Genomic DNA, 21,607 nt, shown 5'->3' with positions numbered 1-21,607 from the left:
TTGAGCTCCTTTTTCTATAATTACACTTAGTTATTGTTCTTCCCAAAAATCTCTTCTTGCAGGCGACGACCAGTCGGCGTTGCTGCAAGTCCACCTTCCGCTGTTTCACGAAGTGCTACTGGCATCGTTTGTCCGATTCTAAACATTGCCTCAATTACTTCATCACATGGAATTGTACTCGTTACACCAGCTAATGCTAAATCTGCTGAAATCATCGCATTTGCAGCTCCTGCTGCATTACGTTTTACACAAGGTACTTCTACAAGTCCTGCAACAGGATCACACACTAAACCAAGCATGTTCTTTAATGAAATTGCCATCGCTGTAGCTGCTTGATCTTGTGTTCCACCAGCCATCTCAACTGCAGCTGCAGCCGCCATTCCACTTGCTGAACCAACTTCAGCTTGGCATCCTCCTGCAGCACCAGAAATACAAGCGTTATTCGCAACAACCATACCGAAAGCTCCTGCTGTAAATAAGAATTCAATCATTTCTTCACGTGTAGGCTGCAATTTTTCTCTTAGCGCAAATAGTACACCTGGCACTGTTCCAGCAGACCCTGCTGTTGGTGTTGCACAAATAATTCCCATCGCTGCGTTTACTTCATTTGTTGCAACAGCTTTACTTACTGCATCCAAAATCGTATCTCCAGATAAGCCTTTTCCACTCTTCATATACGCTTGAACTTTTACAGCATCTCCACCAGTTAAACCAGTTGGTGATTTCACGCCGCGAATACCACGTTCTACTGCTTGTTCCATCACGACTAAGTTCTTTTCCATACCAGCAATTACTTCTTCACGTGAAATACTTCTTGTTTCCATTTCACATTGAATCATAATTTCTGCGATTTTTACATTTTGTTCTTTAGCTTGCGCCACTAGTTCCGCTGCGTTCCGAAACATGGTGTGTCCCCCCTGCAATTAATCCATAATAGTTACTTGACAAATATTTTGTTGCGCTTTTATTTCTTCAATCACTTCATCTGCTAATAATTCATCTGTTTCAATAACCATAAGCGCTCTTCTTCCTTTTTCTTTACGAGAAACACTCATTGTACTAATGTTAATCTCGTTTGTAGCAAGGATTGAAGCTACTGCTGCAATAGCACCAAAGCGATCGTTATTTACAATAAGTAGTGCTGGACTTGTGCCTGATAATTGAAGATCGAATCCGTTTAATTCTACAACTTCAATTTTACCGCCACCAATCGAGCAAGCAACAACTTCAATTTCTTCTTCACCTTTATACAAACGAATTTTCGCTGTATTTGGGTGAGGTGCATTGGCATCTTCTTCAATGAATTCCACTTCAATTCCGCGCTCTTTTGCTATTTCTAGCGCCTCTGGAATACGTAAGTCATCTGTTTCAAATCCTAATATTCCACCGATTAGTGCTACATCCGTACCATGCCCTCGATACGTCTTTGCAAATGATCCATATAACGAAATGCTTACTCTTTCTGGTTCATGACGAAACAGCTGGCGAGCAACTTGCCCCATTCTTGCCGCGCCTGCTGTATGTGAACTTGATGGTCCAATCATAACTGGACCGATAATATCAAATACTGAGCGATACTTCATCATAACTCCCCCTAAACCTCTATGCAAAAATTTATTCTACTATTCTATTAACCTGCTACATCTGTCGCTTTTCCAGTTGTACCACGAATTTGTTCTGCTGTATGAATTGGATAATTTTTAAATAAAAGTAATCCAATATAACCTGAAATAATACCAGTTATAATAATACATAAGAATCTTAGCATTATTTTCATTAAAAAATGATATAAGATAATCCACAATAAAGTCTGGTAGCAATCCAAAGTTTAACACAGAAGCCATTGCAAGGATAGCATAAACAAGCGATATCTTTCCTATTATAATTCTCATGTTACTCTCTCATGGTTTAGTCAACTTCACTTGTTACGATAATAACTAAAAAGCATGTGACTTATCATAAATTATAATCTGCCCTCATTATAGCTTGTTTTTTATAAAACGCTTACTTTTGTTGAATTTTAAAAGTTCTGAATAAAAGTCCGTTCCTGCTATTTGTATCACTTGTATGTCATCTGACTTATATAACAGTTTTTCTAAATAATCATTATTTCGTATTTTTATCGTATATATTCAAACCATTCTAATTTTCTGTATCATCCAAGTATAAGTATAAAATAATAACAGTTTTATTTTTTAATTTTTTTAGACATAAAAAAATGGTAACCCATCGTTACCATTTTTTACAAAATTATTATTTTTCTACTGGGAATGATTTCAAATCTGTCGCTATTTCTGTATTAGCAAACAACTCTCTTGCCTCTTTCAATAATTCCTTATATGTATCTCCTTGATAGCGAGAACTAATGTGAGTTAAGATTAATCGCTTCGCATTTGCCTGAAGTGCAATGCTCGCAGCTTGCTTAGATGTGGAATGAAAATAATCATGCGCTTGTTGCTCATCTTCTGCTGCGAAAGTCGCTTCATGGACAAGTACATCTGCATCTTGCGCAAGCTCCCTACTCGCTTCGCAATATCGCGTATCACCTAAGATAGTAATAATTCTTCCTTTTTGAGGTGGGCCGATAAACTCATTTCCATTTAATATCGTGCCATCCTCTAATTCAACTACTTCTCCATCCTTTAAACGTTTAAAGATTGGACCTGGTTTCACACCCATCTCAAGCAACTTATTAACTAAAAGAGCACCTTGTATATCTTTCTCTACAATACGATATCCAAAACATTCTATACCGTGTGACAATCTTTTCGTTTCTACATAAAATTCATTATCTTCAAATACGGTACCTTCTTCTGTTATCTCCACAACTTCAAGTGGATATTTCACATGTGTCGTACTTACCGATAATGCCACTTCAATAAATTGTTTAATTCCTTTCGGTCCATACACCGTTAAAGGCGTAGTTCCTCCTTGAAATGAACGGCTACCTAATAAACCAGGCAATCCAAAAATATGATCGCCATGTAAATGCGTAATAAATATTTTTTCAATGCGGCGCGGACGTACAGATGTATGTAATATTTGATGTTGCGTGGCCTCGCCACAATCAAATAACCAAGTTTGTCCTCGTTCTTCTAACAATTGTAAAGCAATTGCTGAAACGTTCCTTCCTTTTGAAGGAACACCTGCACCAGTTCCTAAAAATACAAATTCCACTTTCTTTCCTCCAGCTCTAAATATACTCTATCTCTCATCTTACGGAATGTTATTTCAAATGGCAAATTGAATTTACATAACCAATCATCTAGACAACTATATAACACGAACATTATACTCAAAAAATTTAGCGATCGTTCGTGTTTTGTGTTAAAATGATTATACTACATTTTAAGGGAGCGTTTTATTATGAAAGAAGTATTTCGTTTACAAACTGATTTTTCATCTTCATTTGATCGCTGGGTAAGTTCTTTCGTGTCTGATCACCCAGCACAATTAGAATGGACAACTTTAAAGGAATTAATCCATGAATATACAACATCACATACAAATGATACGTTACCAGCATATATTTCTTCAGCTTTAACATATTACGCCCAACGCGTTTCAACTACAAACAGTTCAGAGATTGTTATTTTTGAAAACCCTACAATCTCGTAATCTATAATAAAAAAGCACTGGTTACAGTGCTTTTTTATTTATACTTATTTAGCAAATGATTATATTCCGTCCAAAAGTCTGTATACATACTTTGATCAAACTCATCTAAAATTATCTTTTCATTTGATTTATTGAATAATTCTTTTGCTTGTAGCGCAAAAGAAACAATTTGTTTTCTATATTCATTTTCATTTACTTCTATATGAAGCCCTTCATAGTATATAGCCTTTTGATCAGTAGAAATAACTTTGACAAAATCCTTTAAAACCACATTTTCACCTATATGGTTTATAGTCCAATGAATTGAAATTGGGCATCCTAACATGAGCCTAGTGCCACATCCATGCAAAATAAGCCCCTCTTCATTTTCAATATCACAAATATATTCTTTATCTAAAGTTCGTAACAGAGCTAAAGCTGATTCACTTATTCCCCATTCCTCATCCATACCTGTTTGTGTAATAATCGTTCCATCCACATTTAAATAAATTTCCCCGTGAGAACATAAATCTTCCTGCTCATTAAACAACCACTTTTGATTCTCAATATTTATAATAAAATTTTGTGGTACCATTACAAATTCCCCTTTTATAAAAATATTTATTTTCCACATTATTTATAATTAATATCATGTATTTCATCCCATATATCTATTATAAATCCATTTAATATTTTAAAAACACAGATAAAAAAGATATTGACACTACGATTTTACAGTGCTAACATTCAACATGTAATTGAATATGGTCTCTGTTAGGTGAGGCTCCTGTATAGAGAAACGCTGCTGCCCAAAAATGTCGAGAGACGCCAATGGGTCAACAGGAAAGGTCGGAATGAAGGCCTTTTTTAACGTAGCTGGTTTCAGTACCTATGCTATACAGTGCTAAAACTCAACGAGGGAGAGGTGCATGTATTTTGTCATACACAAAAACTGTTTTTATTTATGTCTACTAGCAGTCTTTGTTGTGGACTCTTTTAACTGCGAATTCAGACCTTTACTCGTTTTGAGTAAAGGTCTTTTTACGTCTATATGCACCTTACTATGAAACAAACATAGCATATTCAGAAACTACTAAATTGTACGGAGGTGAGGAACAGTTGGCAATTGATGATTCGGCCCAGATACCCATACGTTTTACATTCATATTTCATCATGTAGGTAGGAAAGAAACTGTTCCTCACCATTTCAAATAGTTAGTTAGGTAACAGATTGTTTCCTCCTTCATGACAGAGGAGGAACTACCGATGTTTAATTTACAAAGACAAGAAACAAAGCATGCTTATGAGCAAGATAGCGTGAAAACAAATAACGAATTATTAGTGGAGGTTGCAACACAAGATGTAATCTCTGCGTTAAAACTTCTAGAAACAACACAAGATGGATTATCTAAACAAGAAGTGGCTCGTAGACTTTCTTTATACGGTCCGAACGAAATAGCTCATAATAAAATGGCGCCGTGGTACATTCAATTTCTGCTGGCATTTAAAAATCCATTTATTTTCGTTTTATTAGCTCTTGGAGCACTCTCCTTTTTCACAGATGACATACAAGGAACAATTGTCGTATCTGCAATGGTACTACTTAGTGCAACGATTCGGTTTTCCCAAGAATTTCGTTCTCAAAAAGCTGCCGATAAGTTAAAGGCTATGGTTCGAACAACTGCGAGCGTATTTAGAATAAATGGATTTGTACATGAAACAAAAAATGTAACGAATTTAAATCGAAATTACACAACAGAAATTCCAATTGAAGAGCTTGTACCTGGCGATATTATTTCCCTTTCAGCTGGTGATATCGTTCCAGCTGATGTGCGTGTTGTATCCGCTAAAGATTTATTTGTTAATCAATCTTCTTTGACAGGGGAAGCACTTCCTATAGAAAAATACGAACACTGCTACCATACAGAAAATAAGCATATCTTACCGAAAAACATGAAAAAAAATTACAATCCACTCGATATGGAAAACCTTTGCTTCATGGGAACAAATATTGTAAGTGGTAGCGCAAAAGCTGTTGTCATCTCAACAAGTACCGATACGTATTTCGGCTCTTTAGCAAATAAGGTAATCGGAAAGCGTGTAGAAACAAGCTTTGATAAAGGTGTAAACAAAGTAAGCTGGCTCTTAATTACATTCATGCTTATTATGGCGCCTATCGTCCTTCTCATTAACGGATTCACAAAGGGAGATTGGCAAGAAGCTTTCTTCTTCGCTATTGCCGTTGCTGTTGGTCTTACACCTGAAATGTTACCAATGATTGTAACTGCTAATTTAGCTAAAGGTGCCGTTAACATGTCTAAACAAAAAGTAATTGTAAAACAGCTAAATTCTATTCAAAACTTAGGTGCTATGAACATTCTTTGTACAGATAAAACCGGAACTTTAACAGAAGATAAAGTTGTCCTTGTTCGTCACTTAGATTCTAGTGGAAATAAATGCAATCGTGTCTTGCAATTTGCCTATTTAAATAGTTTCTATCAAACTGGATTGAAAAACTTAATAGATAAAGCTGTTATTAAGCATACAGAGGAAAACAATACATTTGACCCATCAGCTTTTCAAAAGCTAGATGAAATTCCATTCGATTTCGCCCGCCGGCGTATGTCAGTCATCGTAAAAGATATTTCAGGTGAACATACAATGGTTTGTAAAGGTGCCGTAGAAGAAATTTTATCAATTTGCAACTACACTGAAGTGGATAAAAAAATCGTTACACTCACTGAGGAAATACGCTCAAATGTCAAAAAACTAAGCGAGACATTGAATAGTGAAGGTATGCGGGTTATTGCTGTGGCTTATAAAAAAGATAGAAACATAAATGATAAAGAGTACGCAGTAAAAGACGAAACTGATATGATTCTCGCTGGATATATCGGCTTTTTAGATCCACCGAAACCATCTGCAGCAGCTGCAATTCAAGCATTACAAAAGCATGGTGTACAAGTAAAAATTTTAACTGGCGATAACGAAATTGTTACACGAAAAGTTTGTAAAGAAGTTGGATTAGATATCGGCGAACCAATCCTCGGTTACGAGATTGATTCTTTACCAGATAAAGCATTAGCAAAACTTGCTGAAGAAACGACTGTATTTGCGAAGCTTAATCCAATGCAAAAATCTCGCATTATACACGCATTACAAGGAAACAGACACACTGTAGGTTACATGGGAGACGGCATTAACGATGCTGTAGCATTACGTGAAGCTGATGTCGGAATATCTGTTGATACTGCTACTGATATTGCGAAAGAAGCTTCTGATATTATTCTACTCGAAAAAAGTTTAACTATATTAGAAGCCGGGATTGTAGAAGGACGTACTACATTCGGAAATATTTTAAAATATATTAAGATGACAGCTAGCTCTAACTTCGGTAATGTGTTTAGCGTGTTAGTAGCAAGTGCTTTCATTCCTTTTTTACCGATGCTTGCCATTCATCTTTTAATTCAAAACTTACTTTATGATATTTCACAACTTTCTATTCCATGGGACAAAATGGATAAAGAGTTTCTAGAAAAACCCCGAAAATGGGATACTGCAAACTTACGAAACTTCATTATTTGTATCGGCCCAATTAGTTCCATATTTGATATTATCACATACGTAGTCATGTGGAATGTATTTGGCGCAAATACACCGAGCGAGCAATCATTATTCCAGTCCGGTTGGTTTGTGGTTGGATTGTTAACTCAAACTTTAATTGTTCACATGATACGAACACAGAAGATTCCATTTATTCAAAGCACTGCATCAACACCCGTCGTTTTATTAACCGCTCTTATTATGGCAATCGGGATTTATATTCCATTCTCACCACTTGGTGCAGCCGTTGGTTTACAAGCATTGCCACTTAGCTACTTCCCTTGGTTAGTAGGAATACTATTAGGCTACGCTTTTTTAACACAATTCCTGAAAAAGCTTTATATTAAAAAGTTTCATAGCTGGTTGTAAAAATAAGAATGAGTGGGTATTCCCCGCTCATTCTAAAAGACATAACACATATTTATATATGGAGGTGACCATGATGGTATGGTACGACATTATATTCAGATTAGTTATAGCAATTATTGTAGGAGCTTGCATCGGAATGGAAAGACAATGGAGACATCGAATGGCTGGGTTACGGACAAATGCTCTCGTATCACTTGGTGCCTGTATATTTGTTTTATTATCCGTCATGCTTGATCATGATGCTAGCCCCTCACGCATTGCTGCTCAAGTCGTTAGTGGCATTGGTTTTTTAGGGGGTGGCGTTATTATCCGCGATGGTTTTAGTATTAGAGGGCTAAATACGGCAGCTACTTTATGGTGTGCAGCTGCTGTCGGTACTCTTACAGGCGCCGGTTTCCTCGTTGCAGCTATATTAGGTGCAGCCGGCGTGTTACTAGCAAATATACTTCTTCGCCCAATTGCTCTTTTTATGAATAAAAAATCAAAAGAAGAATCACCTGAACAAACGAACTACTTACTTTCCCTTACTTGTTCAGAAGAAACTGAAGCACATATTCGTTTTTTACTTATGCATATGGTAAGTACAGAAGGGCTCAGTTTAAAAGAGTTGTATAGTGAAGATGTAGATTCTAATCAAAAAGTTTGTATACAGGCTATATTACATTGCAAGACAAATACAGCTATCTTAATTGAAAAAATAGTAAGTAGAATGCTATTAGAATCTGGCGTTACTGGAGCTGGATGGAAGACTTCTTTAGATTTAGAAGCGAGTTAAATAGGAAAGGTGTCATGATTTTTACTACTTCATGACACCTTCTACATAAATTTATTTTCTAACTTTTGTTGAAACGACTTCTCTTGCTTACGTAGTAGTTGACTACCTCGTTGTAAAAGCAGTGTTCCATACTTATCATTAATTTGATCAATGACAGCAAGTAGCGGTTCTTTTTTTGCATCCTCTTCAAATGAGAACAAATCTAATTGTTTCACCGATTCTGTCTTCCACTCTATTTCAGTAGCTGTAACACCTAGTAAACGAACGGAATCACCATCCCAATGTTGCTTCCATAAACGGGATGCTGCTTGAAAAATATCGCGTTCTTCCCAAATCGCATTTTTCAATTGCTTACTCCGTGTTACTGTTCGTCTATCATGGTATTTAATCATAATTTGAATATTATAGCTGACAAGGGTTCGCTTTTGTAACCTTTTACTCACTGACTTTGATAAACGTTCTAACATATCAAGTAATTCTTTCTCTTCATCCATATCCTTTGAAAAAGTCATCGAGTTACCGACACTTTTATGCTGTCCCATTTGACTCGGATCCACTTCCCTATCATCCATACCTTTTGCACGCCTTTGCAAATCAACACCGTGCTTGCCAATTTTAGCGCGAATGATATGCTCGTCTCCCTTTGCCAACTGTTCAATTGTCTGTATATGAATATCATTTAATTTTTCAGCTGTTTTCTCACCAATTCCATGCATTGCTCCAACTGGACGTGGCCAAATCAGTTCTGGAATATCGCGTTTTCGAAGCACGGTAATACCAAGTGGTTTTTTCATATCTGAAGCGGTCTTTGCTAGGAAAAGATTTGGAGCGATTCCAATACTACACGGAAGCTGCAACTCTGTTAATAGTGCTTGTTGAATCATCTTTGCTATTTCAAGAGGAGAACCAAGTGCGTAGCAATCTGTAATATCTAAATATCCTTCATCTATTGAGACTGGTTGTATCTTTTCTGTAAAACGGGAAAGGACTTGAAACATTTGAAATGAAGCTTCGCGATATAATGTGAAATTAGGACGCCTTACAACTAATTGCGGGCATAACCTTTTCGCTTCCCAAAGGGGCATCGTCGTACGTATTCCGTATTCTCTCGCCTCATAACTACATGTTATGATAATTCCTTTTCTCTCTTTTTCATTTCCAGCAACCGCTAATGGCTTTCCTTGTAATGATGGATCATGAGCAATTTCAACAGATGCGAAAAAGCAATTCATATCTACATGTAAAATTACACGACCATTTTTCGGATACATTTCTCGCATAGTACTCACTCCCTAATCAGAACGTTCGTTCTTTTATTATATCAAATTTTGCACAATAGTTATAATAATTACTTGTTCTTTTTTATAATCCATATAAAGAGGATACACATGTGAAAGAGGCTGATTATGGTGAAATTAACTATATGTTCCTTGTAGTTATATTAATCATCATAATTATTTACTCCTTCCAATTTTCAACATGAATACGTTTGAATTTTTCTCTCGTCTAATATTATATACTGCTATGATTTTTCTTGTATTGGCTTATACGCCTTGTAAAAACAATCGAATCAAAATAAAAAGCGTGTAAATCACAATTGATTTACACGCTTTTTCTATTCTATTACTTCGCTACTTCTTCAATAATTGCAACAACTAATTCTGCTGTTTTTGCTAACTCTTCAACAGGAATCTTCTCGTTTGTTGTATGAATTTCTTCATAACCAACTGCCAAGTTAACTGTTGGGATACCGTGTCCTGCAATTACATTTGCATCACTTCCGCCACCACTTTGGTGAAGAGAAGGTGTACGACCAATTTTTTCAGCTGCACGTTTTGCAACTTCTACAACGTGATCGCCATCAGCAAATTTAAATCCTGGGTACATAACGTTTACTTCAACGTCTGCATGACCACCCATTTCTTTTGCAGTTGTTTCAAATGCTTCTTTCATTTTCGCAACTTGTGCTTCCATTTTCTCATTGATTAAAGAACGAGCTTCTGCAAAGATTTGTACATGATCGCAAACGATATTCGTTTGTGTACCACCTTCAAAACGTCCAATGTTTGCAGTCGTTTCAGAGTCAATGCGACCAAGTGGCATCTTCGCAATTGCTTTCGCTGCGATAGTAATTGCAGATACACCTTTCTCCGGTGCTACACCAGCGTGAGCTGTTTTCCCGCGAATAATTGCGTTCACTTTCGCTTGTGTTGGAGCTGCAACAACGATTTCACCAACTTTTCCATCGCTATCTAATGCGTAGCCATACTTCGCTGTAATACGCTCACGATCTAAAGCTTTTGCACCAACAAGACCTGATTCTTCTCCGACTGTAATAATAAATTCAATTTTACCGTGAGAGATATTTTTCTCTTTTAAAACACGGATTGCTTCGAACATTGATGCTAATCCAGCTTTATCATCCGCGCCCAAAATTGTTGTACCATCTGATACGATATATCCATCTTTAATAGAAGGCTTAATTCCATTACCAGGAACTACTGTATCCATATGAGAAGTAAAGTAGATTGTATCAACACCATCTTTTGTTGCTGGTAAAGTACAAATTAAGTTACCTGCACCATGACCAGTTACAGCCATTGTGTCATCTTCAAATACTTCTACACCTAAATCTGTAAATTTCTTCGTTAATACTTTGCAGATTTCTGCTTCAAATTTCGTTTCAGAATCTACTTGTACTAATTCCATAAATTCATTTACTAAACGTTCTTGATTAATCATAAGACTGCGCCTCCTGCACTACCATTATGTATGTAACACTATTAATTATAACAGAATTTCGCAAAAGTTTCGAAATACAAGACAAAAAACAGATGGTTTACATGTCTAGATAACCATCTGCTTTCTATTACTCATTTAACAATACCCAGCGCATATGATCCTCCCACACGCCATTTACCATTAACATCTTCCTAGACACGCCTTCATATTGAAAGCCTATCTTCGTCACTACTTGTATAGATGCTAAATTACGAGGCATAATCGGAGCTTCTATACGATGTAACTGAAATCCCTCAAAAGCAACTTGAATTGCTTTTCTAAGCGCTTCTGTCGTATACCCTTTGTTTAACTCTGCTTTATCTAATTTATAACCGAGTACACAAGATTGATAAATGCCACGAACGATTAAATTAAATGAAATACACCCAATTATTTTCGTATCATCACCCTTTTTAAAAATCCATAGTCTGATGATTTTCCCTTCTTCGAACTCTTTTCTATCCTTTTGCAACTTTTTCTTTTGATAATCTAGCGTAAAAAAATCATCCGGTCTATACTCTTCCCAAGCTTTTAAAAACTCACGATTTCTGTCGTAATATTGAAGAACTGTTTCAGCATACGACTCATCAATTTCCTTTAAATATAAACGATCTGTTTCGTATATTTTCATCATCGTATCTCCATTCTTCAGCTTGCCCAACTAAAAATTAACAATATACCCTTTTACTATATTCTCTACACACACTCAAATTTCCTGTTATATTTTGCAACCCCTTCCCGAATTTTGTCCTTACTCTCCCCTTGTCCATAATTTCATTTCTCGTTACAATGAAATTGTACTGATTTGCAAGGAGGTATAACGATGCATAAAAAAGCTCAAAAAATTATGGTTTATGTGATGCTAATTTCTATGCTTGTAACAACATTACTTGCTGGCGCGAGTATGTTTTGGTAAAAAGGGCGATGTGTTCGTCCTTTTTTTACTTTTTACACATGACAAAATAAACCATCTCGACATCGAGATGGTTTATTTTATATAAAACACAATCGCTACAATACTAAAGGAAAATGACATTACAAGTGCTATTACAAAACTTGTATATTGTTTCTGCTGAAATGCCCCAATAACAAAAGTGAGATTAAGTAATGCCATACATACAATCGCTACAAGATAAGAACATATATTAAAAGTTGCCAATATGAATGTAATAACAAATAGAAATCCCATAAAAAACTGCATATACGAAAGTTTTGGATTCAAGTACATATAAGCAACCCCTTTATCTAATTTTATCTTTCTATACTTTCATTAACGCATGGTTATGTACACATGTCAAGACAACTTATTACAATAGAAAAAGCCAACCTTTTCGTTGGCTTCTTCATATGCAACGGCTCCTTTTTCTTTTGCCAATTGCTGAAATGATTTTTTCGATTTCACAATCCATACTTTCGTTCCAATTGGAATACGATCAAACAAATATTCCACATCGTTTTTCTTCATTCTTATACATCCTTGTGAAATATACTTTCCAATTGAACTCGGTTGGTTTGTTCCATGTATTCCATATTTACTTCCATCAGTTCCTCTTGCATTAAATCCAATCCACCTGGATCCAAGTGGATTTTTTGGCGATCCACCTGGAATATCCTTCGCAATGTAATACGGATCCTTCGCTTTCATTACAACATCAAAAGTTCCTTCTGGAGTTAATTCATTCGTTTTCCCTGTCGCTACTGGAAAAACCTTTTGAATCTTTCCATCGTCAATGTAAGCTAATTTATTCGTTGCTTTATTTACAATAATAAAAGGATCTCCGGCACGTGGATTATCCCCAAGAGGCCAAATCGGTGATAAAGAAAGACATAATATGATAGAGAGAAGATACGGCATAGATAATTCCTACCTTCTATATAAGTTCTTTTATATTATCCTTTCCCTTAAAGCGACTTTTAATGAGTAAATATTGTTCCATTTCATACACAAGTTGAACAAGTTTCGCACGTATCTCAAATTCTTCGCGTGTAGCTGGCAATGGCATGTCTCTAAATAATTCCCTCATTTCTTGAAGCTGCCTTAAGGAAATAACGCCTGTACTCTCAGGGCTAATAGCATTACCAATGTTTTCAACAACATCTGCAATCATGTCAGCTTGTTCATACGTCCACGATAAAGAAGCTGCTAATGGTATCATTCGCTCTAAAATTTCGAATTGTTGCATACGCATATTAAAATAACGATAGTAATAATCATCTTCTCGCATAAATGCATTCTCAAGTTTTTTAAACGATAAATCTCTTGCTTCATTTAACATATTCTCGGTTTCAATGAGTTCTGCTCCACTCCAACTACTTTCTCGATTTCGTAAATACACAACCATTTCAAACAAAATCGTTTTAAAATTACTCTCTATTTTATCCTGATACTCTTTTAGCTTATTTTCACTACTCGGCATATACATATTTACTAATAACGCCACGCTAATTCCTATTGTTAATATAGCAATTTCATTTCCAACTATAAGCCATGTAATTTGCTTCAATGAATATAGATGCATAACAATAACTGAACTCGTGACAATACCTTCTTGAATTTTAAGCATTACTGCAGTCGGAATAAATGTAAGTAACAATATACTAATTGCAAGTGGTGTATAGCCGATCGTTTCAAAAATACAAAACGCGAATACCATTGATAATACACACGCTAGAAAACGATGTAACGACACTTGAAGCGATTTGCGCTTCGTATTTTGTACACATAAAATAACTAAAATACCTGCTGAACTATAAAATTCTAATCCTAATAACTGAGCAATAAAAACTGCCGCGCCTGTCCCTATTGCTGTTTTTACTGTACGGTATCCAATTTTGAACATATCATTGCTCCTATATGTATAAACGTATTTACAGCTAGTATAAAAAAAGGATGACACAATGTCATCCTTTTCTACTTATTATTCACATAACCTTTTCATATTACAATATTTTTTGTAAAAATTGTTGCGCACGTTCACTTTTCGGCGCTGCAAAAAATTCTTCTGGCGCACTATCTTCTACAAGCTTTCCTCCGTCCAAGAAAAGAACACGATCTGCCACTTCTTTTGCAAAGCCCATTTCATGTGTAACGATAGCCATCGTCATTCCTGTCGTAACTAACGATTTCATAACTTCTAACACTTCTTTCACCATCTCTGGATCTAGCGCCGATGTCGGTTCATCAAATAACATAACTTCCGGTTCCATCGCTAACGCTCTTGCAATTGCTACACGTTGCTTTTGTCCTCCCGACAAACGATTCGGATACGTATTTTTTTTATCTACTAATCCAACCTTTTCTAAAAGTTTCTCAGCTTTCTTTTCAGCTTCTTGCTTCGTTACCCCTTTTACATTGATAGGAGCATACGTAATATTTTCTAATACAGTCATATGAGGAAATAAGTGAAAATGCTGAAATACCATACCGACATTTTCACGAACATGCATAACATTCGTTTTCGGATTCGTTACTTCTTCCGTTCCAATCCAAATGTGACCATCCGTTGGTGCTTCTAACATATTCATACAACGTAAAAATGTTGATTTTCCTGATCCAGAAGGTCCTATAATTGCAACTACTTCCCCTTTTTCAATCGTTGTTGTAATTCCTTTTAATACTTCGTTTTTACCAAATGATTTATGAAGGTTTTCAATTTTAATCACTTTTCTTCATTCTCCCTTCAATTGCCTTCCCGACTAATGTAAGAATAATGACTAACATATAATAAATCAGTCCAACAAAAAGTAATGGTTCAAGATATTTAAATGTCTCACCGCCTACGATGTAAGCACGACGCATTAAATCAGTCGCGCCTATTACTGTTACTACAGCTGATTCTTTCGTAAGTGTCGCAAATTCGTTCACAAGCGCTGGTAATATATTTTTTAATGCTTGAGGGAAAATAATATTTCTCATCATTTTTCCGTATGGTATCCCTAAAGCCATTGCTGCTTCTGTTTGTCCTTTATCAACTGCTTGAATACCAGCACGAATTACTTCTGACATGTATGCACCTGAATTCAAGCTAAATGCAAGTACAGCTGCTAAGAATGCTGGTATTTCATAACCAATTATTTGCGGGACACCGAAATAAATAATCATTAATTGCAATACAAGTGGTGTACCACGAAAAATTGATGTATAAAAATCTGCTGCTATATTTAATGCTCGTATTCTAGCAATTTTACAAAGTGCTAATAACGTTCCTAAAATAAATCCTGCTAAAGCTGATACCGCTACAATTTTCAAAGTAACTTCTAAACCTTTTAGTATATATGGTATCGAAGGCGTAATCGCCGAAAAATCTAAGTTCATTCTTTTCATTCCCCTCACAGAAAAGTGAAAGGCAGCTTATTTTCCGCTGCCAAACCATTTCTTCACTAATTTATCCATTTCTCCATTTTCTTGCATTTTTTTAATTACTTTATTAAATTCAGCTGTTTTATCACTGTTTTTCGGAAGGGCAATTGCTGCTCCAACTTCTTCTGGCGCTTCTTTAATTTCAATTCCTTGTAAATCTTTCATTTTCTCTAAATAATTTTTAGCAACTGTGTCTTCTATAATTGCAGCGTCAAAACGACCAGCTTTAATTTCTTGTACGATTTCTGGTATACGGTCACGTCCCTCAACTTGGAAATCTACTTGTTTTTTAAATTCTGCCGCTTTCTCTTCTTGAATAGATCCTGTTTGTACCCCTACTTTTTTCCCTTTTAAATCCTCTACAGATTTAATGTTAGAATCCTTCTTAGAAACAACCATATTTTTCGCAACAAAATAAATATCTGTAAAATCAACATTATTTTTACGCTCTGCAGTTGGCGTCATGCCTGCCATTACGAAATCAACTTTTCCTGAACTAAGAGATGCTAATAAACCACCAAAATCCATATCTTTCACTTTCACTTCATACCCAAGTTCTTTTCCGATATATTTAGCAACATCAACATCAAAACCAATAATTTCATCACTTTTTGAAGCTTCCACGTATTCATATGGTTTATAATCTGCTGAAGTCCCCATTACGAGTACTTTCTTATTTCCTTTTGTTTCTTTCGATTCCCCATTACTACAAGCGCTGAATATACTTACAATTAAAATAAGTGCAAACGATATTGATACTAACTTCTTCATCTTTCTTCCCCCTAATAATGTATATTTAAAAGTTTAATAGAATATTTATTCGATGTTTGTATTGTATCAGCACTTTTATTTTTATGCAATATATAAAATAAAAATAAATAATAAAACAATATATACGCTATTTTTTATGTATAAAATAATGCATAAAACAACACAACTATGCATATCTCTGAAATTTTAATAATAAATAAAAAAGGCGGCACATCCACTTGATTGTGGATGTGCCGCCTTTTCTCTTATTTTTTATAGTTCTTCACAATTCTCTTCAAAATATGATTGTAGTTTCGCAATAACTTGCATCGGTTCATGACCTTCAATTTCATGACGCTCTACCATCGTTACAATTTTTCCATCTTTTAATAAAGCAAATGATGGAGAAGAAGGTGGGTACCCTTCGAAATATTCACGCGCTCTTGCTGTCGCTTCTTTATCTTGACCTGCAAACACCGTTACAAGGTGGTTAGGACGTTTATCATAATGTACGGAATGCGCAGCAGCAGGACGAGCAATACCACCTGCACAACCACATACAGAGTTTACCATTACAAGTGTTGTTCCATTTCTTTTAAACGCTTCTTCTACCGCTTCTGGCGTCGTCAATTCTGTATATCCAGCAGAGACAATCTCTTCACGCGCTTGGCGGACAACATCATTCATAAAAAAGTTAAAATTAATCACTCTTTTCCCTCCTCTAAAACTACCTATTTGTATCTTACCAGTTAATGTTTATGAAATACAAGTAAGTTTACTTGTATTTAAGTATAGAAAAGGTGTTAGAGCAATTGCTCTAACACCTTTTCTTTAATGACCACGATGTTTTTGCTTTGCTTTTTGTACTTTAATTAAACGTCTTCTTTCTTTTTCAGCTTCTCGCTTCTCCTTAGACTGCACTTTCTTTTCTTGTTTATGCAATTCATAAGATAAACTAATCGCCTCTTGCGCCTTAGTAAAACGTTTAACATTTGTTTCTTTTGCTGCTTGTCGTATGATACGCTTTATGTTTTTAGGACGCTGTTTTTCTTTAACTTCTACACCACATTTTGCAAAATGCTGAAAATGCTCTAAAAGTGAACCATTCACAAACATAAGAAATCATGCGTCTGGACTACCAACCAGAACTGTGTTTTTGTATTTCTTTCACTATTATTATATCTTTTTTTCCATAATCTTCATATATTCAGCAATCATTTTTTTATGCGATCCCACAATATAGTCAGGTAGTTCTGTTACTGAAAAGAATTTAAGCTGAACTGCTTCTTCTTTATTCATAACAAAATCCCCTTCGTATTCATCCGTATAATAGGCGGTTGTTACAGATTGAAATTCATCACCGTTTGCTAATTTTGTAAAGTAGTTCGCTCCAGAAAATACATTGATTAGTCGCAAGTTCTTCACTTTTATTCCTGTCTCTTCATATACTTCACGATAAGCTGTTTCTTCTGGTGATTCACTAAGCTCCATTAGCCCGCCAGGTAGCCCCCATTTTCCGTACGGCTCTGTCCGCTGCTGCAATAAAACATATCCATTTTCATTTATAACGAGTACAACAGCACCAACTAAAATTAAAGGGCGATGACCAACTATTTTTCGTAATTCTTCTACATATCCCACCGTATCGCCTCCTTTTTCGTTGTCCACACTATTGTATCATATGTACGAAACGACAAAATGCGTATATTTTTCATTTTTTTAACAAAATATTTATTTTATGTGATTCATCTACTGTAGCTAACATAATAGATTCCACTTCTGTACTCTCCTCTAGAAATTCTCTCGCCCACGCTTCTGTTTTTCCTAATAATGCAAGAACATCTTTCTGTATCCTCCCATCCTTTACTAATACAAAAGAAACTGGAGATTTTTTTCCCGCCACTTTAAGATCAAGCCGCGAAACTGCTTCATATTCTGGATACCGAAATATAGAAACGACACCGTTTGCTTCCCATAATGCTAATTTAATCGTTTGAATATCGCTCACATTTCGCATACGAAGTTCCGAAAACAAATATTCCACGGTAATTCTCGCCTTTTTCAAATTGCTAAAATCAATGGAACCATTGTGTATAAGAATAATAGGTGCAGGCTCTAAAAAGCGTCTCCATCTATCCCATTTCAGCATTAAAACTGAGCTTATAATATGAAGTACAACGAGTATGAACGTTGTAATCATCGATCCCAGTAACCCTACTTTTTCATCAGACAATGCGTTAGAAATATTCCCACCAAGCAATAACACTAATACAACATCTAAAAAACGAAGTTGTGCGATAGACCTTTGCCCCATCGCTTTCGCAACTAATATTAAAAATATGTATGCTATAATAGCCCGAATAACCCATTCACTAGTAGAAAGATGCCGTGCTCCTTCAAAAATATGCATATGCATCACTTTGCACTCCTTACCCGTCTCAAACTGCTATCCTGTTTAGTTTGCAACGTTTATGAGCATATATGTAAAAAAGCTGGTTCGTTTAAAAACGAACCAGCTTTTTTTTACTTAACTGAAAACATATATTTTTTATAAGTTTTCCGTACCGATAATATGAGCCCCATCATAATCATATTTGAGAATAAGGAACTTCCCCCATACGATAAGAAAGGTAATGCAATACCTTTTACAGGCATTAATCCAACGATCATACCGATGTTTTGGAATATTTGAACTGTTAATATACCGATTGATCCAGCGCATAATAATGTACCAAATAAATTATCAGCGGAATAACCAATAATAATTGTTCGATATAGTAGTAATAGGAACAAGAAGACAACTAAGGCTGCTACGATAAATCCACCTTCTTCGGCAATTGTAGCGAAAATAAAGTCAGTATGCTTCTCTGGGATATAGACGCTTCCTCCACCGTATCCTTTACCTTCCATTCCTCCACTACCTACAGCTAAAATCGATTGCTGTGTTTGATAACCTTGATCTGCATTTTCAAATGGATTTAACCAACCTACAATACGCGACTGTTGGTGAGGTTTTAGTAAAGTAACTAACTTATTATAGAAAAAATCTGGATACTTAAAGAAAATAAATATTAAAGCAGATAATATGGTCAACGGAATAACTGTACATAATGCTATCAATTTCTTTTGAATACCTGACATAAATAAAATACATGCAATAGCAGCAGCATATAAGAACACCATACCTGTATCCGGTTGGCTATATACAACAGCCATAGGCGGAAGAGAAACTAGCATAATTTTACCTACTAATTTTAAATCCGTTTGGAATGTCCTCGCCATATACTGCGCATTATGTTTCACAGCTATGCTCGCTACTACAAGTAGCAATGCAATTTTGAAAAACTCAGACGGCTGAATTTGTCCAAGTACTGGAAAAACGAACCATCTTTTTGCACCTAATTTTTCAGGTGTGAAGGTGGAAACCGGTAGTATTTTCAAAAGAATAAGTGAACCAAACCCGGCAATATAAAGTGGCCAAGATAATTTTTGCAATTGATCTAAGTCGATGCTTGCAACAAGAAGTAACAATACAACCCCAATTATGTAGTTAACACCTTGTTTCATAGCAAAGTTTGCAGCTCCATACTGTCCCGTTTGCTGACTGCTATATATAGCAGCTATACTCGTCACACATAGTGCACACAAAATTAAAATTAATTTTACATCTAAACTTTTTAGAAACTCGGTACTTCTTTTCATGACATCCTCCTGAAACATTGTTACGGCAAAAATAAAAAACCAGGAGTCAACATTCTTCATGTTTTGACGACTGATTACACATTATCTATAAAACACTTATATAGAATAACTCTCTTTTTCATACAATACAATATATTATACTACAGTTTCGTCAGTAAGATTTGCCAAAAAAATTATTCTTTTCTTATTTTATATCCATATACCATATATCAGCAATGTATTTTCGTAAATTCCTAATACATAATCGTTTATTGTAAGATTACTGGGAAAGGTATTTATACATATAGTAGGATGTAGATGAAGAAATAAGATAATAAAAAGCTCGCATAAGCGAGCTTTTTATTAATATACAGATGTATTATTTTCTGACATGTTTTCCAAAATTTCTTTAACACGTCCTAAGAACTTACCACAAATTAAACCATCAAGTACGCGGTGATCAAGTGATAAACATAAGTTAACCATGTCACGAGCACCGAACATACCGTTATCCATAATTACTGGGCGTTTTACAATTGATTCAACTTGTAAAATAGCCGCTTGTGGGTAATTAATAATACCCATAGATTGAACAGAACCGAATGATCCTGTGTTATTAATTGTAAATGTTCCACCTTGCATTTCGTCTGCTTTTAACGATTTCGTGCGTACTTTTCCTGCAAGTTCTGTAATTTCACGAGCGATACCTTTAATTGTTTTCTCGTCCGCTTGCTTAATTACTGGTACAAATAGTTCTTCCTCTGTTGCAACAGCGATAGAAAGGTTAATATCTTTCTTCTGAACAATTTTATCGCCAGCCCACATTGAATTAATTTGAGGATACTCTTTTAACGCTTGTGCCACTGCTTTTACGAAGAAAGCAAAGAACGTTAAGTTAAAGCCTTCACGCTTCTTAAAGTCACCTTTAATTGAGTTACGGTATGACACAAGGTTTGTCACATCTACTTCAATCATCATCCAAGCATGTGGTGCTTCGTGTTTACTACGTAACATGTTTGCTGCGATTGCTTTACGCACACCTGTGACTGGAATTTCGATATCTCCAGGCATTGTAGGTACAGAAACTGGTTTCGCAGCTTCTACTTTTTGCGCTACTGGTGCTGCTTTTGGTGCTTCTGGGCGAGCTTCTACTACCGCCACTACAGCTTCATCTTTCTTCGCCGCACCTGCTTGCGGAATATTTCCAGATTCCACTAGCTTTAAAATATCTTTACGAGTGATACGGCCGTTTGCTCCCGTACCCTCTACTAGATCTAAATCAACGTTATGCTCACCCGCAAGTTTTAACACAGCTGGTGAAAAACGTGGTTTTCCATCAGTTGGTTGTTTTACTTTCGGTGCTTTTTCAGGCGTAATTGCTGCTGCCTTTGGTTCTTCTTTCGTTTTTTCCTCAACAGCTGTTGCTGCTACTTCGTCTGCGCCTTCTACTTGAATCACACAAACTACTTCACCTACAGCTAACGTATCACCTTCACCAGCGATTAACTCTTTCACAATACCAGTGAAAGAAGATGGTACTTCAGCATTTACTTTATCAGTCATTACTTCTGCAAGCGGATCATACTTGTTTACGTGATCGCCAACATTAACGAGCCATTTACTAATTGTGCCCTCTGTAACGCTCTCCCCGAGCTGAGGCATTGTAATATTTTCTACAGCCATGTATAGTC

General features: G+C 35.8%; 24 protein-coding genes and 1 riboswitch. Of the genes, 4 read left to right on the top strand and 20 right to left on the bottom strand.

The window, feature by feature from the left end; translation table 11 throughout:
• Positions 1–26: 26 nt before the first annotated feature.
• From sdaAA to rnz, 4 genes are all read right to left on the bottom strand, one after another.
• Entirely contained in the window at positions 27–905 is an 879-nt protein-coding gene (sdaAA, locus tag AC1Q8M_RS18395; protein WP_000489461.1) for an L-serine ammonia-lyase, iron-sulfur-dependent, subunit alpha, read from the bottom strand.
• 18 nt (positions 906–923) lie between these two features.
• On the bottom strand, positions 924–1,583 hold the full coding sequence (gene sdaAB, locus AC1Q8M_RS18390) for an L-serine ammonia-lyase, iron-sulfur-dependent subunit beta (RefSeq protein WP_000877449.1): 660 nt from the start codon (positions 1,581–1,583) through the stop codon (positions 924–926).
• 47 nt (positions 1,584–1,630) lie between these two features.
• Positions 1,631–1,768 (bottom strand): hypothetical protein, encoded by a 138-nt coding sequence (locus AC1Q8M_RS18385; RefSeq protein ID WP_000943432.1) that lies wholly within the window; start codon positions 1,766–1,768, stop codon positions 1,631–1,633.
• A gap of 485 nt (positions 1,769–2,253) precedes the next feature.
• Positions 2,254–3,177, bottom strand: a complete 924-nt coding sequence (gene rnz, locus AC1Q8M_RS18380) for a ribonuclease Z (RefSeq protein WP_090977105.1) — start codon at positions 3,175–3,177, stop codon at positions 2,254–2,256.
• Positions 3,178–3,366: 189 nt separating this feature from the next.
• Between rnz and AC1Q8M_RS18375 the strand changes: the two genes are divergently transcribed.
• Positions 3,367–3,618, top strand: a complete 252-nt coding sequence (locus tag AC1Q8M_RS18375; protein ID WP_000665709.1) for a DUF3932 family protein — start codon at positions 3,367–3,369, stop codon at positions 3,616–3,618.
• Between the two features lie 34 nt (positions 3,619–3,652).
• Here AC1Q8M_RS18375 and AC1Q8M_RS18370 read toward each other — a convergent pair whose 3' ends face one another.
• Complete coding sequence (locus tag AC1Q8M_RS18370) at positions 3,653–4,192, bottom strand: hypothetical protein (protein ID WP_098361278.1); 540 nt, start codon at positions 4,190–4,192, stop codon at positions 3,653–3,655.
• 168 nt (positions 4,193–4,360) lie between these two features.
• Positions 4,361–4,528, top strand: a riboswitch (M-box (ykoK) riboswitch).
• Between the two features lie 335 nt (positions 4,529–4,863).
• Here AC1Q8M_RS18370 and mgtA point away from each other — a divergent pair.
• Both mgtA and AC1Q8M_RS18360 read left to right on the top strand, forming a co-directional pair.
• Positions 4,864–7,569, top strand: coding sequence for a magnesium-translocating P-type ATPase (gene mgtA, locus AC1Q8M_RS18365; protein WP_141533075.1), 2,706 nt, complete (start codon positions 4,864–4,866; stop codon positions 7,567–7,569).
• A 73-nt stretch (positions 7,570–7,642) separates the two neighbouring features.
• The gene (locus AC1Q8M_RS18360; RefSeq protein WP_141533125.1) at positions 7,643–8,344 is read left to right on the top strand and encodes an MgtC/SapB family protein; all 702 of its coding nucleotides are present in this window, start codon (positions 7,643–7,645) and stop codon (positions 8,342–8,344) included.
• Between the two features lie 41 nt (positions 8,345–8,385).
• Here the strand turns inward: AC1Q8M_RS18360 and AC1Q8M_RS18355 are convergent, their stop codons facing one another.
• From AC1Q8M_RS18355 to AC1Q8M_RS18345, 3 genes are all read right to left on the bottom strand, one after another.
• The gene (locus tag AC1Q8M_RS18355) at positions 8,386–9,624 is read right to left on the bottom strand and encodes a DNA polymerase IV (protein WP_025118230.1); all 1,239 of its coding nucleotides are present in this window, start codon (positions 9,622–9,624) and stop codon (positions 8,386–8,388) included.
• A gap of 343 nt (positions 9,625–9,967) precedes the next feature.
• Positions 9,968–11,086 carry a tripeptidase T gene (locus AC1Q8M_RS18350; RefSeq protein ID WP_000609816.1) on the bottom strand — a complete coding sequence of 373 codons (1,119 nt, stop codon included), beginning with the start codon at positions 11,084–11,086 and terminating at the stop codon, positions 9,968–9,970.
• 127 nt (positions 11,087–11,213) lie between these two features.
• Positions 11,214–11,759 carry a GNAT family N-acetyltransferase gene (locus AC1Q8M_RS18345; protein ID WP_025118231.1) on the bottom strand — a complete coding sequence of 182 codons (546 nt, stop codon included), beginning with the start codon at positions 11,757–11,759 and terminating at the stop codon, positions 11,214–11,216.
• A gap of 189 nt (positions 11,760–11,948) precedes the next feature.
• Here AC1Q8M_RS18345 and prli42 point away from each other — a divergent pair, with 189 nt between their 5' ends.
• Positions 11,949–12,041, top strand: a complete 93-nt coding sequence (prli42, locus tag AC1Q8M_RS18340) for a stressosome-associated protein Prli42 (protein WP_000549037.1) — start codon at positions 11,949–11,951, stop codon at positions 12,039–12,041.
• A gap of 72 nt (positions 12,042–12,113) precedes the next feature.
• Here prli42 and AC1Q8M_RS18335 read toward each other — a convergent pair whose 3' ends face one another.
• From AC1Q8M_RS18335 to AC1Q8M_RS18280, 12 genes are all read right to left on the bottom strand, one after another.
• Positions 12,114–12,353 (bottom strand): DUF3894 domain-containing protein, encoded by a 240-nt coding sequence (locus tag AC1Q8M_RS18335; protein ID WP_000281167.1) that lies wholly within the window; start codon positions 12,351–12,353, stop codon positions 12,114–12,116.
• Between the two features lie 66 nt (positions 12,354–12,419).
• Positions 12,420–12,980: a L,D-transpeptidase gene (locus tag AC1Q8M_RS18330; protein ID WP_001146564.1), complete on the bottom strand. Its 561-nt coding sequence runs from the start codon at positions 12,978–12,980 to the stop codon at positions 12,420–12,422.
• A 16-nt stretch (positions 12,981–12,996) separates the two neighbouring features.
• Positions 12,997–13,965, bottom strand: a complete 969-nt coding sequence (locus AC1Q8M_RS18325; protein ID WP_000472671.1) for an aromatic acid exporter family protein — start codon at positions 13,963–13,965, stop codon at positions 12,997–12,999.
• A gap of 100 nt (positions 13,966–14,065) precedes the next feature.
• Positions 14,066–14,788, bottom strand: a complete 723-nt coding sequence (locus AC1Q8M_RS18320; RefSeq protein ID WP_000590203.1) for an amino acid ABC transporter ATP-binding protein — start codon at positions 14,786–14,788, stop codon at positions 14,066–14,068.
• On the bottom strand, positions 14,781–15,440 hold the full coding sequence (locus AC1Q8M_RS18315; protein WP_001046915.1) for an amino acid ABC transporter permease: 660 nt from the start codon (positions 15,438–15,440) through the stop codon (positions 14,781–14,783). Before AC1Q8M_RS18315 ends, AC1Q8M_RS18320 begins: the two co-directional genes overlap by 8 nt.
• Before the next feature lie 36 nt (positions 15,441–15,476).
• Positions 15,477–16,256 (bottom strand): transporter substrate-binding domain-containing protein, encoded by a 780-nt coding sequence (locus AC1Q8M_RS18310; protein ID WP_000737678.1) that lies wholly within the window; start codon positions 16,254–16,256, stop codon positions 15,477–15,479.
• A 252-nt stretch (positions 16,257–16,508) separates the two neighbouring features.
• The gene (locus AC1Q8M_RS18305) at positions 16,509–16,922 is read right to left on the bottom strand and encodes a BrxA/BrxB family bacilliredoxin (protein ID WP_001979317.1); all 414 of its coding nucleotides are present in this window, start codon (positions 16,920–16,922) and stop codon (positions 16,509–16,511) included.
• Positions 16,923–17,066: 144 nt separating this feature from the next.
• Complete coding sequence (locus AC1Q8M_RS18300; RefSeq protein ID WP_098855454.1) at positions 17,067–17,351, bottom strand: DUF2992 family protein; 285 nt, start codon at positions 17,349–17,351, stop codon at positions 17,067–17,069.
• A 60-nt stretch (positions 17,352–17,411) separates the two neighbouring features.
• Positions 17,412–17,876 carry an NUDIX hydrolase gene (locus tag AC1Q8M_RS18295; protein WP_000542551.1) on the bottom strand — a complete coding sequence of 155 codons (465 nt, stop codon included), beginning with the start codon at positions 17,874–17,876 and terminating at the stop codon, positions 17,412–17,414.
• Positions 17,877–17,946: 70 nt separating this feature from the next.
• Positions 17,947–18,651 carry a DUF421 domain-containing protein gene (locus AC1Q8M_RS18290; RefSeq protein ID WP_070180492.1) on the bottom strand — a complete coding sequence of 235 codons (705 nt, stop codon included), beginning with the start codon at positions 18,649–18,651 and terminating at the stop codon, positions 17,947–17,949.
• 107 nt (positions 18,652–18,758) lie between these two features.
• Complete coding sequence (locus AC1Q8M_RS18285; RefSeq protein WP_000831182.1) at positions 18,759–19,937, bottom strand: FtsW/RodA/SpoVE family cell cycle protein; 1,179 nt, start codon at positions 19,935–19,937, stop codon at positions 18,759–18,761.
• 342 nt (positions 19,938–20,279) lie between these two features.
• Positions 20,280–21,599, bottom strand: a complete 1,320-nt coding sequence (locus AC1Q8M_RS18280; protein ID WP_098360873.1) for a dihydrolipoamide acetyltransferase family protein — start codon at positions 21,597–21,599, stop codon at positions 20,280–20,282.
• Positions 21,600–21,607: the final 8 nt, after the last annotated feature.

This window comes from Bacillus sp. GW823-FHT06A10, from assembly GCF_058795375.1.
This window is presented reverse-complemented; position numbering and strand designations above follow the sequence as displayed.

Coding starts and splice junctions, on each gene's coding strand:
- sdaAA (WP_000489461.1), bottom strand. CDS start 905: ATGTTTCGGAACGCAGCGGAACTAGTGGCGCAAGCTAAAGAACAAAAT.
- sdaAB (WP_000877449.1), bottom strand. CDS start 1,583: ATGAAGTATCGCTCAGTATTTGATATTATCGGTCCAGTTATGATTGGA.
- AC1Q8M_RS18385 (WP_000943432.1), bottom strand. CDS start 1,768: ATGCTAAGATTCTTATGTATTATTATAACTGGTATTATTTCAGGTTAT.
- AC1Q8M_RS18375 (WP_000665709.1), top strand. CDS start 3,367: ATGAAAGAAGTATTTCGTTTACAAACTGATTTTTCATCTTCATTTGAT.
- AC1Q8M_RS18370 (WP_098361278.1), bottom strand. CDS start 4,192: ATGGTACCACAAAATTTTATTATAAATATTGAGAATCAAAAGTGGTTG.
- mgtA (WP_141533075.1), top strand. CDS start 4,864: ATGTTTAATTTACAAAGACAAGAAACAAAGCATGCTTATGAGCAAGAT.
- AC1Q8M_RS18360 (WP_141533125.1), top strand. CDS start 7,643: ATGGTATGGTACGACATTATATTCAGATTAGTTATAGCAATTATTGTA.
- AC1Q8M_RS18355 (WP_025118230.1), bottom strand. CDS start 9,624: ATGCGAGAAATGTATCCGAAAAATGGTCGTGTAATTTTACATGTAGAT.
- AC1Q8M_RS18350 (WP_000609816.1), bottom strand. CDS start 11,086: ATGATTAATCAAGAACGTTTAGTAAATGAATTTATGGAATTAGTACAA.
- AC1Q8M_RS18345 (WP_025118231.1), bottom strand. CDS start 11,759: ATGATGAAAATATACGAAACAGATCGTTTATATTTAAAGGAAATTGAT.
- prli42 (WP_000549037.1), top strand. CDS start 11,949: ATGCATAAAAAAGCTCAAAAAATTATGGTTTATGTGATGCTAATTTCT.
- AC1Q8M_RS18335 (WP_000281167.1), bottom strand. CDS start 12,353: ATGTACTTGAATCCAAAACTTTCGTATATGCAGTTTTTTATGGGATTT.
- AC1Q8M_RS18330 (WP_001146564.1), bottom strand. CDS start 12,980: ATGCCGTATCTTCTCTCTATCATATTATGTCTTTCTTTATCACCGATT.
- AC1Q8M_RS18325 (WP_000472671.1), bottom strand. CDS start 13,965: ATGTTCAAAATTGGATACCGTACAGTAAAAACAGCAATAGGGACAGGC.
- AC1Q8M_RS18315 (WP_001046915.1), bottom strand. CDS start 15,440: ATGAACTTAGATTTTTCGGCGATTACGCCTTCGATACCATATATACTA.
- AC1Q8M_RS18310 (WP_000737678.1), bottom strand. CDS start 16,256: ATGAAGAAGTTAGTATCAATATCGTTTGCACTTATTTTAATTGTAAGT.
- AC1Q8M_RS18305 (WP_001979317.1), bottom strand. CDS start 16,922: ATGAATGATGTTGTCCGCCAAGCGCGTGAAGAGATTGTCTCTGCTGGA.
- AC1Q8M_RS18300 (WP_098855454.1), bottom strand. CDS start 17,351: ATGTTTGTGAATGGTTCACTTTTAGAGCATTTTCAGCATTTTGCAAAA.
- AC1Q8M_RS18290 (WP_070180492.1), bottom strand. CDS start 18,651: ATGCATATGCATATTTTTGAAGGAGCACGGCATCTTTCTACTAGTGAA.
- AC1Q8M_RS18285 (WP_000831182.1), bottom strand. CDS start 19,937: ATGAAAAGAAGTACCGAGTTTCTAAAAAGTTTAGATGTAAAATTAATT.
- AC1Q8M_RS18280 (WP_098360873.1), bottom strand. CDS start 21,599: ATGGCTGTAGAAAATATTACAATGCCTCAGCTCGGGGAGAGCGTTACA.